The sequence below is a fragment of the Salipiger mangrovisoli genome (genome assembly GCF_015223355.1).
In the GTDB taxonomy this organism is placed as follows: Bacteria; Pseudomonadota; Alphaproteobacteria; order Rhodobacterales; family Rhodobacteraceae; genus Salipiger; species Salipiger mangrovisoli.
Genome location: NZ_JADFFK010000004.1, coordinates 90695 through 105142 on the forward strand (window position 1 = coordinate 90695; position 14448 = coordinate 105142).

Here is a 14448-nt window from a genome sequence, read left to right on the forward strand (position 1 = left end):
ATGGGCACCTCACTGAACATCGACCTTACCGCGCCGGGCGCACGGCAGCTGCCCAAGCGGACCCACGTTCAATATGCCGCGCTGTGCTTTCGCATCCGCGAGGGCAAGGTGAAGGTGCTGCTGATCACCAGCCGGGGCCGCCAACGCTGGACCCTGCCCAAGGGCTGGCCGATGGCGGGGCTCAGCCCGGCGCGCGCCGCCGCCCGCGAAGCCTGGGAAGAGGCCGGCGTCCGGGGCGAGGTCCTGGAGACCTGCGTCGGCGGCTTCACCTACACCAAGCGCACCTCGCCGCATCCGCACATGGCACTGGTCTACCAGCTGGAGGTGGTCTCGCAGGAGAAGAAGTTCCCCGAGCGCGGCGAGCGCAAGCAGCGCTGGGTCAGCCCGAAACGCGCCGCCGAACTTGTCGAGCACCCGCAGCTCGCACGGCTGCTGCGCGAGTTCCACCCGCACCTGCGCAAGCACTGACACCCGCTTGAACCTGCGCCGAATTTGACTAGGTAAAAGAGATCATCTCGGAAAAGCCGCATGATCCAATACTCTCTCAAATGCGCGGAGGACCACCGCTTCGACAGCTGGTTCCAATCGGCCGGTGCCTTCGACAAGCTGCACGCCGCCGGCATGGTAGCCTGTGCCGTCTGCGGATCGCCGAAAGTCGAAAAGGTGCTGATGGCCCCGCGGGTCAACAGCGGCGCGGCGCGGCCCGAACCGGCCGCCGCCCCCGAGAAGCCCAAACTCTCCGAACCGGCCTCCGAGGCGGAAAAGGCCCTGCGCGCCCTGCGCGAGCACGTCGAGAAGACCTCGGACTACGTTGGCCGCGACTTCGCGCGCGAGGCCCGCGCCATGCACATTGGCGATGCGCCGCACCGCCCGATCTGGGGCGAGACCCGCGGCGACGAGGCCAAGGCATTGATCGAGGACGGGGTGCCCGTCGCCCCCCTGCCCTTCATGCCGACACGCAAATCCAACTGAAAGTATTCCCATGACCCTGCTGATCACCGGCGCAAACCGCGGCATCGGCGCGGCACTGGCAAGAACCCTCGAAGCCCGCGGCAACAGGGTTTTGGGCACCGCGCGCAACACGCCGGGCCTGCTTCCGCTAGACGTGAGCGAGCCTGCCTCGATCACCGCTCTGGCAAGTGAACTGGGCGACACCGCGCTTGACGCTCTGATCTGCAACGCCGGAGCCTATCTCGACAAGCCCGAGCCTCTCGACACCGGCTACCCGCCGGAGATGTGGGCCGAGATGTTCGCGGTGAACGTCACCGGCGTGTTTCTCACCGTGCAGGCGATGCTGCCGCTGCTCGAGCGAACTGCGACGCCGAAGATCATGATCGTCTCGTCGCAGATGGGTGCCAACGCCCTCGCCAAGGGCAACGCGCTGATCTACCGCGCCTCGAAGGCGGCGGCACTGAACCTTGGCACCAACCTGGCCGTGGCACTCAAGCCGCGCGGCATCGCGGTGGGCATCTATCATCCCGGTTGGGTGGCCACCGACATGGGCGGCGCCGAAGCGGATCTCACGCCCGAGCAATCGGCGACCGGGCTCGCCGACCGGCTCGATGCGCTGAACCTCGAGACCACCGGCTGCTTCGAGACCTGGGATGGCCGCGCCCACCCCTATTGAGCCGCCACGGCGGCCCGAGGATTTTCCCGCCGCTTTCGCCGACGCCTGGGCCCGGCGCGACGGTGCCGCCATCGCCGCGCTTTTTGCTGAAGACGCCGAGTTCGTGAATGTCACCGGCCTGTGGTGGACCGGGCGCGACGCAATTGCCCGCCCGCATGACTATGCCCTCAAGAGCTTCTTTGCAGAAACAACGCTGCGCCCCGGCCGTGTCTCGGTCCGCCAACTCGGCCCGCAGCACGCCGTGGTGCGCTGCCGCTTCCACATGGACGGCCAGCGCGCGCCCGACGGTGCGGAGGCTGGGCCGCGGCAGACCATCCTCATCTTCGTGCTGGAACGCGGGGCGTCAGGTTGGCAGGCGGTCGCCGCGCAGAACACCGAGGTCATGCCAGGACAGGAGACCTTCCTGGCGCGGGACGGGCTTTCCCCGACCAGCTATCGCCGCGGCTGAAACAGGAGCCCGGAGCCGGCACCGGCAGAACCGCGACATGCAGGCGCTTTCATCTTTGCGAAAATACTCGAAACCCCCGGTTGCCGCGCAGTGATCGCTCGTCCCGGCGGCGCAATCCCCTTGCGCAGCCCCGCCCCCCCGCGTAAAGGACCGCTGATTCAAGGATACCACCCTCGGGGAAATGCCATGCCCGTTCTCGTGATGAAATTCGGCGGCACGTCCGTCGCCACGCTGGACCGGATTCGCCGGGCCGCCAAACGCGTCGGCGTGGAAGTGGCCAAGGGCTACGACGTGATCGTCATCGTCTCGGCCATGTCGGGCGAGACCAACAAGCTCGTCGGCTACGTCGAGGAAACCTCGCCGCTGTTCGACGCGCGCGAGTATGACGCCGTCGTCTCCTCGGGCGAGAACGTGACCGCCGGCCTCATGGCGCTGACGCTGCAGGAAATGGACGTCCCGGCCCGCAGCTGGCAGGGCTGGCAGGTGCCGCTGATCACCACCTCGGCGCACAGCTCCGCGCGGATCGAGGAGATCCCGACCGAGAACATCACCCGCAAGTTCGGGGAAGGCATGAAAGTGGCCGTGGTCGCCGGCTTCCAGGGCATCAGCCCCGAGGGCCGCATCACCACGCTTGGCCGCGGCGGCTCGGACACCACCGCCGTTGCTTTCGCCGCCGCCTTCGGCGCGGAACGCTGCGACATCTACACCGACGTCGACGGTGTCTACACCACCGACCCGCGCGTCTGCGAGAAGGCCCGCAAGCTCGACCGCATCTCTTTCGAAGAGATGCTCGAACTGGCGTCGCTGGGCGCCAAGGTCCTGCAGACCCGCTCGGTCGAGCTGGCAATGCGCTACAAGGTGAAGCTGCGGGTGCTCTCCAGCTTCGAAGAACAGTCCGACGAGGCAGGTACGCTCGTCTGTGACGAGGAGGATATCATGGAATCGAAAGTTGTGGCCGGTGTGGCCTTCTCGCGCGACGAGGCCAAGATGACCCTCGTCACCATCGCGGACCGTCCCGGCATCGCGGCAGCCATCTTCGGCACGCTGGCGGATGCGGGCGTCAACGTGGACATGATCGTGCAGAACGTGTCCGAACTGAACTACCAGGGCCACGAGGGCGGGGTCACCGACATGACCTTCTCCTGCCCGGTGAACCAGGTGAAGCGCGCCGAGAAGGCGCTGGCCGATGCGCAGGCGGCTGGCACGCTGACCTTCGACAAGCTCGAATCGGAAACCGAGGTCGCCAAGGTCTCGGTGGTCGGCATCGGCATGCGTTCGGCCGCCGGCGTCGCGGCGAAGATGTTCAAGATCCTCTCGGACGAGAACATCAACATTCAGGTCATCACCACCTCTGAGATCAAGATCTCGGTGCTGATCGAGCGCAAGTACATGGAACTTGCCGTGCAGGCCCTGCACGACGCTTTCGAGCTCGAAAAGGCCGACTGAAACGGGCATGGCGCCGCGCCGCGCGGCGATATGAACCGATAGCGAATTCCCAAAGCGGTGCCGGTCCTCCCGGCGCCGCTTTTTTTCCGCGCGATGACCATCGGTTTATTCATCACCGAGCGCAATTGACGCCTCTCTCTCCCGGCGCAAGAGCGGAAACGCGCGGCATTCTTTCTTCGGTCGCGCAGGAATTACCTTGAGGTATTTGATGCCATTTCCTTTCCTGTCGCAAACCGCATATAGCTGATCGAGAGCGGAACGGATTAAGTCGAGCACGAAAATGCCGGATGGCACGGAAAGCGAAAGCCGCAAGCTTCTGGGGCGGCTCCGGGACACGATGGCCGAGGATGCCGCCGGGCAGGCGCGCCTCGACAAGATCACGCATCTGACCGCCGATTCCATGGGGTCGGAAGTGTGCTCGATCTACCTGTTCCGGGACGAGGACACGCTCGAGCTTTGCGCCACGGAGGGCCTGAAGAAAGAGGCCGTGCACCAGACCCGGATGCGCATGGGCGAAGGCCTTGTCGGCCGGGTCGCGCGCAGCGGCAAGGTGGTGAACACCGCCGACGCGCCCTCGGAACGGGGTTTCCGCTACATGCCCGAGACCGGCGAGGAGATCTACTCCAGCTTCCTCGGCGTTCCGATCCAGCGCCTCGGCGAGACGCTGGGCGTGCTGGTCGTGCAGACCAAACAGAAGCGCGAATTTACCTCGGACGAGGTCTACGCGCTGGAAGTGGTCGCCATGGTGCTGGCCGAGATGACCGAGCTCGGCGCTTTCGTCGGCGACACGGCGGCGCTTTCCGCGCGCCATACCCAGCCGACAATGCTGCGCGGCGGCACCGGGCAGGAGGGTACCACCGAAGGCCATGTCTGGCTGCACGAGCCGCGGGTCATGGTCACCAATCTTGTCGCCGACGATCCCGAACGCGAGAGCGAACGGCTCGCCGCCGCCATCGAACAACTGCGGGTCAGCGTCGACGAAATGCTGGCCGGAGCGGTCGAGGATGCCGAGCAGCTCGAGGTGCTCGAGGCCTACCGCATGTTCGCCAACTCGAAGGGCTGGCGGCGGCGTATGGAAGAGGACATCTCGCGCGGTCTCTCCGCCGAGGCTGCGGTCGAAAAGGAGCAATCCGCCGCCCGCGCCCGGATGAGCCAGGTCGCCGACAATTACCTGCGCGAACGGCTGCACGATCTCGATGACCTGTCGAACCGGCTGCTGCGCATCCTGACCGGACAAGGCAAGGACACCGGCGCCTCGATGCCCGCCGACCCGATCCTCGTCGCGCGCAACATCGGTCCCGGCGAGCTTCTGGAATACGGCCGCCAGTTGCGCGGCATCGTGCTCGAGGAAGGCTCGGTTGGCAGCCATGCCGCCGTCGTCGCCCGCGCGCTGGCAATCCCGCTGGTGATCAACGCCCCGCGCATCACCACCGAGGCGCTGAACGGCGATCACATCATGGTCGACGGCGATCAGGGCATCGTGCACCTGCGCCCGGACGACACGGTGGTCACGGCCTTCCGCGACAAGATCGCCATGCAGGCAGAGGCGCAGGAGCGCTACGCCTCGATCCGGCAGAAGCCCGCGGTCTCGCTCTGCGGCAAGCGGATCAGCCTCTACATGAACGCCGGGCTGCTGGCGGACCTGCCCTCGCTGGAGAACTCCGGTGCCGAGGGCGTGGGCCTGTTCCGCACCGAGCTGCAATTTCTCGTACGCAACAAGATGCCCTCGCGCACCGAACTGGTCAGGGTCTACAAACGGGTGATCGAGGCCGCCGAAACGGCGGGCCACAAGCCGGTGATCTTCCGCACGCTCGATATCGGCTCGGACAAGGTGCTGCCCTACATGAAGCCCACCGACGAGCCCAACCCGGCGCTCGGCTGGCGGGCGATTCGCGTCGGGCTGGACCGGCCTGGCGTGATGCGGATGCAGCTTCAGGCGCTTCTGCGCGCCTCCGAGGGGCGGCCGCTAACTTTGATGTTCCCCTTCGTCGCGCAATGGGAAGAGTTCCGCGCCGCCCGCGCCGAGGTCGACAAGGCCATTGCCATCGAGCGCAAGCTTGGTCACGTGGTGCCCGAGAAAATCTCGGTCGGCACGATGCTCGAGACCCCGAGCCTTGCCTATGCCTCGAACAAGTTCTTCGAAGAGGTCGAGTTCGTCTCGATCGGCGGCAACGATCTCAAGCAGTTCTTCTTCGCGGCCGACCGCGAGAACGAGCGGGTGCGGCGGCGTTACGACACGCTCAACGTCAGCTTCCTGACCTTCCTCGAGCAGATTGTGCAGCGCTGTTCGGCCACCGGCACGCCCCTCAGCTTCTGCGGCGAGGATGCCGGCCGTCCGATCGAGGCGATCTGCCTCGCCGCCATCGGATTGCACCGGCTGTCGATGCGCCCCGCCTCGATCGGGCCGGTGAAGAGCCTGATCATGCGCACCGACCTGGATGCGCTCTATGACGTGATCTGCGACGCCCGCGAGCGCGGCGAGCAATCGGTGCGTGGAGCGGTCATGGAATACATGCGCTGGCAAGGTTGAGACACGGGCTGAGACACGGGCTGAGGCAGGGGCAGCGCTGCCCGGCTCCGGCTCTCAGGCTCGCCCGGCGCGTCGGTCCCCCGCGCACCGGGCGATAATCACTTCGCGCGCATCGCCGGCCCTTCTGGCACGGGACACGTCCCGCACGTTCTGCGCGGGCGCGGCGGCGCGGGTTTCACCGCGCCCCGAACCGGACCTAAGCCATTAACCTTGCAAAGCGGTTAACCTCGAAGCGACAGCTTCTCCTGCAAGGCCGCGACCAGTTCTTCGCGCGGCCTTCCGGTCTGCTCCGAGAGCCGCAGCAGGCCGAACTGCACATGCGCCATCTGCTGGTAGTAACTCGTGTAGGCGTAATTCGTCGCGGCCCCGGCCGCCGCCCCGAGAATGGGCACGGTCTGTGCCGCCAGCTTCTGCCCCAGCGCCAGCGAGAGGCGCGGCGCGATCTTGCCGATCAACCCGTGCACCGTTGCGCCCGTCAGCGTCACGCGGGTCGCGAGGAACCCCAGATCTGCACCATCATCCGCCGCAAGCGGCCCAGCCGAGGCAAAGACACTCAGGCATTCGCGCTTGATTTCAGGCATCTCGGGATCAAAGCCGTATTCCGCGGCGATCCCCTGGATGGCGCGCAGCAGCACGGTTACCGTGACCGGCAGTTCGGCCAGCGCCGTGGGCAGCCCGCCTGCCCCGCCGGCCGCGCCCATCGCCGTGGCGAGCGCGGTGTTCAGCCAGCCCTTCTGGTCGGGCACGGCGCGGCGCGATTCCGACGCGGCCTTCAGCGCCAGTTCCAGCGCCTTGGCCGTGCTGCCCTCGAGCCGCTCCTTCACCCGATCGGGCAGGCGTTCGAGCAGGTTCTCGGCCTTGCCGCCGATGATGTTGAGCACCTGCATTCCCACGCCGCCCGCGGCACGGTGGCGACGGGCCAGCGCGGCGATCTCGGCGTCGATGCTGAGGGGCACGAGCTGCGTTCCGGTAACGGGGGCGGTCATGGGCATCTCCTTGGGGCTTCCCTAGAAGATCGGCGTGCCGCGCCGGATTTCAAGTTTTGCGCGTGACCGTGCCGGTGACGCCGCTCCAGGCACCGGGGCGCAGTTCCAGCGCCAGCACCCGTTCGGGGTTGGTCGGCGGAGGCATCTCGACATCCTCGATCTTGGCAAAGCCGAAACGGCGGTAATAGGGCTCGTCGCCGACCAGCAGCACCCGGCCCCATTCGAGATCGCGTGCCCGTTCCAGCGTGTCGCGGATCAGTGCCGCGCCCAGCCCCTCGCCCTGCGCCGTCGGATGCACGGCAACCGGCCCGAGCAGCAGCGCCTGCGCGGCACCGATGCGGATGGGCCAGTAGCGGATCACCCCGCCGATCACCCCGGCCTCGTCCTTGGCGACGCGACATAACTCGGCCACGGGGGGAACCCCGTCGCGCAGGCGGTAGGAGGACAGCAGCGTCCGACCCGGCGCAAAGCACAGGTCATAGAGGGCCTCGACCTCCCAGAGATCATCCGGGCGTTCCTGAGACAAACTGTACAGAGGCCCGCTCTCCCCGTGGTGTTTCGGTCGAATCCGCCCTATCACGGGTCCGACACACGCGCAAATAGCTGAGAGGACAGGCATGTTCTACCGTCCGGAAGAGGGCCACGGCCTGCCGCACAATCCGTTCAATGCCATCGTGACGCCCCGCCCCATCGGCTGGATTTCCACCCGCGGCACGATGGGCGACAACCTCGCCCCCTACTCCTTCTTCAACGCCGTGGCCTACGTGCCGCCGCAGGTGATGTTCGCCTCGACCTCGGCCAAGGACGATCGCGAGGGCACCAAGGACAGCGTCGCCCAGGTCCGCGAAAGCGGCGTCTTCTGCGTCAACATCGTGGAATACGCGGCGCGCGACGTGATGAACCTCAGCTCCGGCCCCTGGCCCGCGGGAAAGGACGAATTCGAGCTGGCGGGGATCGAAAAGGCCGAATGCGCGACCATCGACTGCCCGCGCGTCGCCGGGGCGCCCGCCTCGCTCGAGTGCAAGGTCACGCAGATCGTGACGCTTGAGGGCGCGGCGAACTACGCGGTGTTCGGCGAGGTGACCGGCGTGCACATGCGCGACGATTGCCTGGTCGATGGCATCTTCGACGTCACGACCTTCCAGCCGCTCACCCGGCTCGGCTACCGCGACTACTCGGTGATCCGCGAGGTCTTCTCGCTGAAGCGGCCGGGGGAATAAGGCAGGGTTGCGCGCGCCGGCTTTCCGCAGGCGCGCCCAGCCCTAGTTCACCGATCAACCACCAAGGGAGGGAGCCATGGACCAGCACCTTTGAAACACCGAAAGATGCGTTTCAGAAAGGAGGCCCCATGCCCTTTGCCCTTCCCCTGTCGGATGCCGTGTATCCCATCATCCTTCCCGATGGCACGCCCCACGCGGGCACAGTCCATCTGCGCACGGTCGCAGACCACCCCCGCGTCGAGATCGGGGCCTACACCTACGCCTCGGACTTCGACCCGCCCCCGCCCGAGGGCTGGCTGGCACGGCTCGCACCCTATCTCTTCCCCTTCTCGAAGGACCGGCTGGTGATCGGCAGGTTCTGCCAGATCGCCCACGGTGTGCGCTTCATCGGCGGCTCGGCCAATCACGCAATGCGCGGGATCACCACCTACCCGTTCACCGCCTTCGATCCCGAGGCGATGCACGACGACCAGCCTGACCGCCGCGGGATCGAGATCGGTCACGATGTCTGGCTCGGCACCGGCGCAGTGGTGCTGGCGGGCGCGCGGATCGGCTCGGGTGCGATCATCGGCGCCGGCGCGGTGGTGCGCGGCGAGGTGCCGCCCTATGCCGTGGTCACCGGCAACCCGGCCCAAGTGGTGCGCTTGCGCTTCCGCGAGGACGAGATCGCCCGGCTGCTGCGCCTTGCGTGGTGGGACTGGCCGCCGGCGCGCATCGCCGCCGCGCGCGCCGCGCTCGAGGCGGCGGATGTGGCCGCGCTGGAAGCGCTGGCCTGACGGCTCAAGCCCGGCTGCGGTAGCGGAAGACGCCGGTGCCCTTGGCGATCAGCTCGCCGGTCTCATCGGTGATCGTCGCCTCGGCAAAGAAGGTGCTCTTGCCGCCGCCGGTCCGGACGCCCTCGGCGATCAGACGGGTGCCGCGCGGCCGCGACAGGTATTGCACGTTGAGCGACAGGGTCAGCGCCATGAGCTTGTCGTCGGCGTCGCCGGTCCAGCAGCCGGCGTACCCCATCGCCGTGTCGAGCATCGAGGCATGAACCCCGCCGTGCGGATTGTCATGCCGGTTGAGATGCTCCGGGCCAAGCGCGATCTCGAAACGCGCATGATCGGCCCGCCAGCCGGTCATCCGCATTCCAAGATGCGACAGGTACCCCGAGGGGGCTTCGGTGACGGGCATATCCGCGCTCTGCGTGTCCATGGGGCTCTCCTGCTGTGCGCCGCCGTTCTCCGCCCTGCGCGGCGCAGCGTCAACCCGCGCGGCTCAATCGCGCAATTCGAGGAAGGTGAGCCATTGCGCCACCAGCGCCGGCGCATCGCGCCCATGGCCCTCGATTTCGATCTCGACATCCCAGTGAACGGTAAGCCGCTCGTCCCCCTCCTCGACGCCGCCGACGGTGAAATGCCCGCGGACCCGCGCGCCAACCGGCACCGGGGTGACAAAGCGCACCCGGTCGAAGCCGTAGTTCACATTCGCGATCTGTCCGGGAAACGGCGGCACGGCATCGGCGCACATCGCCGAGAGCAATGACAGCGTCAGGAACCCCTGCGCCACCGGCGCACCGAAAAGGAACTCCGCCGAGCGCTCGGCGTCGGCGTGAAAGAACTTCAGATCGCCGGTCACCTCGCCGAAACGGGCGACGGTATCAGCATCGAGCAGGAACCAACGCGAGACCTTGGGCTCCATCTCCAATATTGCCTCAGCCGGCATCCGCCCGCCCCCCGTCCGGTGTTGTCACCCGCCGCATCCCGTCTCCTGTATCAGCCAAAAGTCCGAGGCAGAGTGACGGATCGGCCCGACCGCTGGCAAGACCAAATCCCGGTCTCCGCGCGGGCCGAGGTGCCTCAGCCCTCGGCGTCCTCGCCCTGCATCTCCAGCTCGAGCGGCGCCGGCGCGCCGCCAAGGTCATCCACGCGCAGCGGAGCCGACGGCCGCGACAGCCTGTTGCGCACGATCCAGTACAGCCGGTCCGATGCACGGGTGACGGCGACATAGGCGAGCCGCTTCCACAGCGGCTGGCCCGCCTCGACCCGCCCCATGCGCGCCGCGGCATAGAGATCCGGACCAAAGACCTGCACGTTTTCCCATTGCGAGCCCTGCGCCTTGTGGATGGTCACCGCCGCCCCGTGCAGGAAGGTCGCCCCCATGCGCGCGGCGAAGGGGATGAAGGGCTCTTCCTCGTCGGGCTTCTCGATCTTCACGATCGAGGCGGCCGAGACCTGCGGGTCGGGCGCGCCGATCACGTGCAGGCGCGAGAAGCCGGGCTTCTTGCCCGGCCCGAGGTAGACCACCTGCGCGCCCTTGATCAGGCCGCGCGCCTCGAGGTCGAGCCGCTTCTTGCGGTGCTTGAGCGGCAGCTCGATGCCGTCGCAGATCAGCGGCTCGCCGGGCAGAAGCTCGGTCTCGGGCGCGCCATGCACGGCGCGGAAGGCGTTGATCAGCCGGATGCGCGTGGCGTTGCGCCAGACCAACACCGGCGAACGCGCCATGAGATCGACCTCGACCCGCTGGCCCCAGACGACGCGGTCGTCCTTGGCCGCCATCTCCTCGACCAGCCGCTCGAAACGGTAGAAATCCACCTCCGGGTCGGCCAGCGCATGCGCCAGATCGAGGATCGGGCTCGAGGCCTCCTGCCGGTGGACGCGGCTGAGTTCCATCTTGCGGTCCTCGGGCACCGCGTCGAAGACCATCTTGCCCGACTGGTTCACCGGCGCCAGCTGCGCCGGATCGCCGAAGAGCAGAAGGTTCGGGAAGATCTCCTGAAGGTCCTCGAACTGCCGGTCGTCGAGCATCGAGGCCTCATCGACGAAGCCGATATCGAGCGGCTCCTCGCGGCGCTTCCAGCCGGTGATGAAATCGCTGCCGCGCAGCCCGGCCGCGGCCAGCGCAGCCGGAACCGACTTGTGTCCCTGGTAGGACGCATAGGCGCGATCGAGGGCCTCGTCGGTCAGCGCCTCGATCTCCGGGCGCTCCTCGTTGCCCATCAGCCATTCGGCGATGCGCTCGTAGACCGGATCGTAGACCGGGGTGTAGAGAATGCGGTGAATGGTGGTCGCCGGCACGCCGCGCATGCGCAGCACCGAGGCCGCCTTGTTGGTCGGCGCCAGCACCGCCAGCGTGCGCTTGTCGCGCTTCCTGCGACTCTCGAAATCCCCCGAGACGATCTCGCAGCCCGCCTCCTGCAACGCCTTGCAAAGCTCGGCCAGCAGCAATGTCTTGCCCGAGCCGGCCTTGCCCATCAGCGCCATGAGCCTTGACGGGCCCTCGTGCGCGGGCTCGGTGGTGCCTTCATCCAAATCGACGCCGGCGCCACGCAGCATCTCGGCCACGCGGTCCCAGGCTTCGGCCTGATCCTCGGAAAAACTGATCGCGGGCGCCGTCATGCGCGCGACCCTACTAGAGCCGCGCGGCGCGCACCAGACGCCCACATGCTTTTCCCGGCTGCCCGCAGCTCCGCCGCCAAGTCCCGCCCTCGGCCCCGCCCCGGAGAGCTCCCGCCCAGCGCAATTGCCGGACCGCCTCCGGCGGGCGTACTTGTCAAAGAGAAGAAAGGCGCAGCCGCGACCGCGATTCTTCTAGGCCGAAATATCCCGGGGGTGAGGCGCGCAGCGCCGAGGGGGCAGCGCCCCCGGTTCCTGCCGGCACAGGGCTGCATCCGCCGATGCGCTCAGAACGGTACGTCACCGGCGGAATCCGCCGCGGCGACGAAGCGCGCCACCACCTTCTTCACGCCGGCCTTCTCGAACTCGATCTCCAGCTTGTCGCCCTCGATCCCGATGATCGCCCCGTAGCCGAACTTCTGGTGGAACACCCGCTCGCCCATCGTGAAGGCCGAGACCGCCTGAAGGTCGATCACCGTGTTGCGGCTCTCGCGCGGCTGGCTGACCGGGCGCACGCTCGACGAGCGCTCCTGCAGCCGCTTCCAGCCGGGCGAATTGTAGACATTGGCCTCGGCGGCGCGGGACTCCAGCCCGGAGCCGCCGTAGCCACCCCCACCAAAGCCGCCGCTCATGCCCGCCGCGCCATAGCCGCCGCCGTAGAGGCCGGGCGGCGTGAGGATCTCGACATGGGCCTCGGGCAGCTCGTCGATGAAGCGCGACGGCAGCGCCGACTGCCACTGGCCGAAGACCCGGCGGTTGGCGGCGAAGGAGATGGTGCAGAGCTCCTCGGCGCGGGTAATGCCGACATAGGCCAGCCGCCGCTCCTCCTCGAGGCCCTTCAGCCCGCTCTCGTCCATCGAGCGCTGCGAGGGGAAGAGCCCGTCCTCCCAGCCCGGCAGGAAGACCGCCGGGAATTCCAGCCCCTTGGCGGCGTGCAGCGTCATGATCGAGACCTTGGCGCCGGTTTCCTCGGTCTCATTGTCCATGATCAGCGCGACGTGTTCGAGGAACCCCTGCAGGTTGTCGAAGCTCTCGAGCGCCTTCACCAGTTCCTTGAGGTTCTCGAGCCGGCCCGGCGAGTCGGGGTTCTTGTCGAGCTGCCACATCTCGGTGTAGCCCGATTCGTCGAGCATGGTCTCGGCCAGTTCCATGTGGCTGACCGCACGGCTCAGCGGCTTGTCCTCGTCGATCAGCACCAGGTCGTCGTCGTCCTGCTGCACCTCGGAGGGCAGGCCGAGTTGCTGCCGGGCCACCTCGTGCCAGCGCTCGATCTGGTCGACGAAGGTGGCGAGCTTGGCCGCGCCCTTGCCGGTGATCTCCTTGTCGCGCAGCAGCAGCCGCGCGCCCACCAGCAGCGGCACGCCATGTTCGCGCGCCTTCAGCTGGATCTTCTGCTGCGCCTTGTCGCCAAGGCCGCGCTTGGGGGTGTTGACGATGCGCTCGAAGGCCAGATCGTCCTCGGGCGAGACCACCAGCCGGAAATAGGCCATGGCATCGCGGATCTCGAGCCGCTCGTAGAAGCGCGGGCCGCCGATCACTCGGTACGGCAGTCCGATGGTCAGGAACCGGTCCTCGAAGGCGCGCATCTGGTGCGAGGCGCGCACGAGGATCGCCATGTCGTCGAGCGAGAAGGCGTGCATCCCCCGCGATCCACGCTGCGCCGCCTCGATCTCCTCGCCGATCCAGCGCGCCTCTTCCTCGCCATCCCAATGGCCGATCAGCCGCACCTTTTCGCCGCCCTGCGCCTCGGTCCAGAGTTCCTTGCCGAGCCGGTTCTCGTTGCCGCGGATCACCGAGGAGGCGGCGGCAAGGATATGCGCGGTCGAGCGGTAGTTCTGTTCCAGCCGGACGACATGCGCACCGGGGAAATCCTTCTCGAAGCGCAGGATGTTGCCCACCTCGGCGCCGCGCCAGCCGTAGATCGACTGGTCGTCGTCGCCGACGCAGCAGATGTTGGTATGGCCCTGCGCCAGCAGCCGCAGCCAGAGGTACTGCGCGACGTTGGTATCCTGGTACTCGTCCACCAGGATGAAACGGAACCAGCGCTGATACTGCTCGAGGACATCGGCGTGCTGCTGGAAGATCGTCACCACGTGCAGCAGCAGGTCGCCAAAGTCGCAGGCGTTCAGCTCGCGCAGGCGGGTCTGGTACTGGGCGTAAAGCTCGGTGCCGCGGTTGTTGAAGGCCGAGGCCTCCGACGCGGGCACGCGGTCGGGCGTCCAGGCGCGGTTCTTCCAGTTGTCGATCAGCCCCGAGAGTTGCCGGGCAGGCCAGCGCTTTTCATCTATGTTGTTGGCGGCGATCACCTGTTTCAGCAGGCGGATCTGGTCGTCGGTGTCGAGGATGGTGAAATTGGTCTTCAAACCGACCAGTTCGGCATGGCGGCGCAGCAGCTTGACGCAGATCGAGTGGAAGGTGCCCATCCACGGCATGCCCTCGACCGCATGGCCGAGCAGCCGCGCGACGCGCTCCTTCATCTCGCGCGCCGCCTTGTTGGTGAAGGTCACCGAAAGGATCTCGTTCGGCCGCGCCCGGCCGGTGGTCAGCAGATGCGCGATCCGCGCGGTGAGCGCCTTGGTCTTGCCGGTGCCCGCACCCGCCAGCATCAGCACAGGGCCGTCGAGCCGCTCGACCGCTTCGCGCTGCGCCGGGTTGAGATCGTCGAGATAGGGCGCAGGGCGCGCCGCCATGGCCCGCTGCGACAGCGAGGCTCCCTCGAATGCTTCCATGTCGTCGAAACTGCTCATGCCGCAAATCTAGCGCGCCGCAGGGCGCTGCGAAAGGTGCGTTCTCATTTTGTTCGGAATTTTGATC

At 67.3% G+C, this 14448-nt stretch carries 14 protein-coding genes; 8 read left to right on the forward strand and 6 right to left on the reverse strand.

Annotated elements, in window-relative coordinates; translation table 11 throughout:
* The 6 genes from IQ782_RS06915 (at position 1) to ptsP (ending at position 6051) form a co-directional block, all read left to right on the forward strand.
* On the forward strand, positions 1–468 hold the full coding sequence (locus IQ782_RS06915) for an NUDIX hydrolase (RefSeq protein ID WP_194133895.1): 468 nt from the start codon (positions 1–3) through the stop codon (positions 466–468).
* Positions 469–528: 60 nt separating this feature from the next.
* Positions 529–972 (forward strand): DUF1178 family protein, encoded by a 444-nt coding sequence (locus IQ782_RS06920; protein ID WP_194133896.1) that lies wholly within the window; start codon positions 529–531, stop codon positions 970–972.
* Positions 973–982: 10 nt separating this feature from the next.
* Entirely contained in the window at positions 983–1627 is a 645-nt protein-coding gene (locus IQ782_RS06925) for an SDR family oxidoreductase (RefSeq protein WP_194133897.1), read from the forward strand.
* Positions 1605–2075, forward strand: coding sequence for a YybH family protein (locus IQ782_RS06930; protein ID WP_194133898.1), 471 nt, complete (start codon positions 1605–1607; stop codon positions 2073–2075). Before IQ782_RS06925 ends, IQ782_RS06930 begins: the two co-directional genes overlap by 23 nt.
* Before the next feature lie 186 nt (positions 2076–2261).
* Positions 2262–3521 (forward strand): aspartate kinase, encoded by a 1260-nt coding sequence (locus tag IQ782_RS06935; RefSeq protein WP_194133899.1) that lies wholly within the window; start codon positions 2262–2264, stop codon positions 3519–3521.
* Positions 3522–3801: 280 nt separating this feature from the next.
* A complete protein-coding gene (ptsP, locus tag IQ782_RS06940; RefSeq protein ID WP_194133900.1) occupies positions 3802–6051 on the forward strand; it encodes a phosphoenolpyruvate--protein phosphotransferase in 2250 nt (749 codons plus the stop codon).
* A 221-nt stretch (positions 6052–6272) separates the two neighbouring features.
* On the opposite strand, the gene IQ782_RS06945 is transcribed toward ptsP, so the two are convergent.
* Positions 6273–7037 (reverse strand): EcsC family protein, encoded by a 765-nt coding sequence (locus IQ782_RS06945; RefSeq protein ID WP_194133901.1) that lies wholly within the window; start codon positions 7035–7037, stop codon positions 6273–6275.
* 49 nt (positions 7038–7086) lie between these two features.
* Positions 7087–7572: a GNAT family N-acetyltransferase gene (locus IQ782_RS06950; protein WP_194134082.1), complete on the reverse strand. Its 486-nt coding sequence runs from the start codon at positions 7570–7572 to the stop codon at positions 7087–7089.
* Between the two features lie 82 nt (positions 7573–7654).
* On the opposite strand from IQ782_RS06950, the gene IQ782_RS06955 reads away from it, so the two are divergent.
* A complete protein-coding gene (locus IQ782_RS06955; protein ID WP_194133902.1) occupies positions 7655–8257 on the forward strand; it encodes a flavin reductase family protein in 603 nt (200 codons plus the stop codon).
* Positions 8258–8385: 128 nt separating this feature from the next.
* Positions 8386–9033 carry a CatB-related O-acetyltransferase gene (locus IQ782_RS06960; RefSeq protein WP_194133903.1) on the forward strand — a complete coding sequence of 216 codons (648 nt, stop codon included), beginning with the start codon at positions 8386–8388 and terminating at the stop codon, positions 9031–9033.
* 4 nt (positions 9034–9037) lie between these two features.
* Here the strand turns inward: IQ782_RS06960 and IQ782_RS06965 are convergent, their stop codons facing one another.
* From IQ782_RS06965 to IQ782_RS06980, 4 genes are all read right to left on the reverse strand, one after another.
* Positions 9038–9454: a PaaI family thioesterase gene (locus IQ782_RS06965; protein WP_194133904.1), complete on the reverse strand. Its 417-nt coding sequence runs from the start codon at positions 9452–9454 to the stop codon at positions 9038–9040.
* Positions 9455–9517: 63 nt separating this feature from the next.
* Positions 9518–9964 (reverse strand): MaoC/PaaZ C-terminal domain-containing protein, encoded by a 447-nt coding sequence (locus tag IQ782_RS06970; protein WP_194133905.1) that lies wholly within the window; start codon positions 9962–9964, stop codon positions 9518–9520.
* A 134-nt stretch (positions 9965–10098) separates the two neighbouring features.
* Entirely contained in the window at positions 10099–11637 is a 1539-nt protein-coding gene (locus IQ782_RS06975) for an ATP-dependent DNA helicase (protein WP_194133906.1), read from the reverse strand.
* A 284-nt stretch (positions 11638–11921) separates the two neighbouring features.
* On the reverse strand, positions 11922–14381 hold the full coding sequence (locus IQ782_RS06980) for an ATP-dependent helicase (RefSeq protein WP_194133907.1): 2460 nt from the start codon (positions 14379–14381) through the stop codon (positions 11922–11924).
* Positions 14382–14448: the final 67 nt, after the last annotated feature.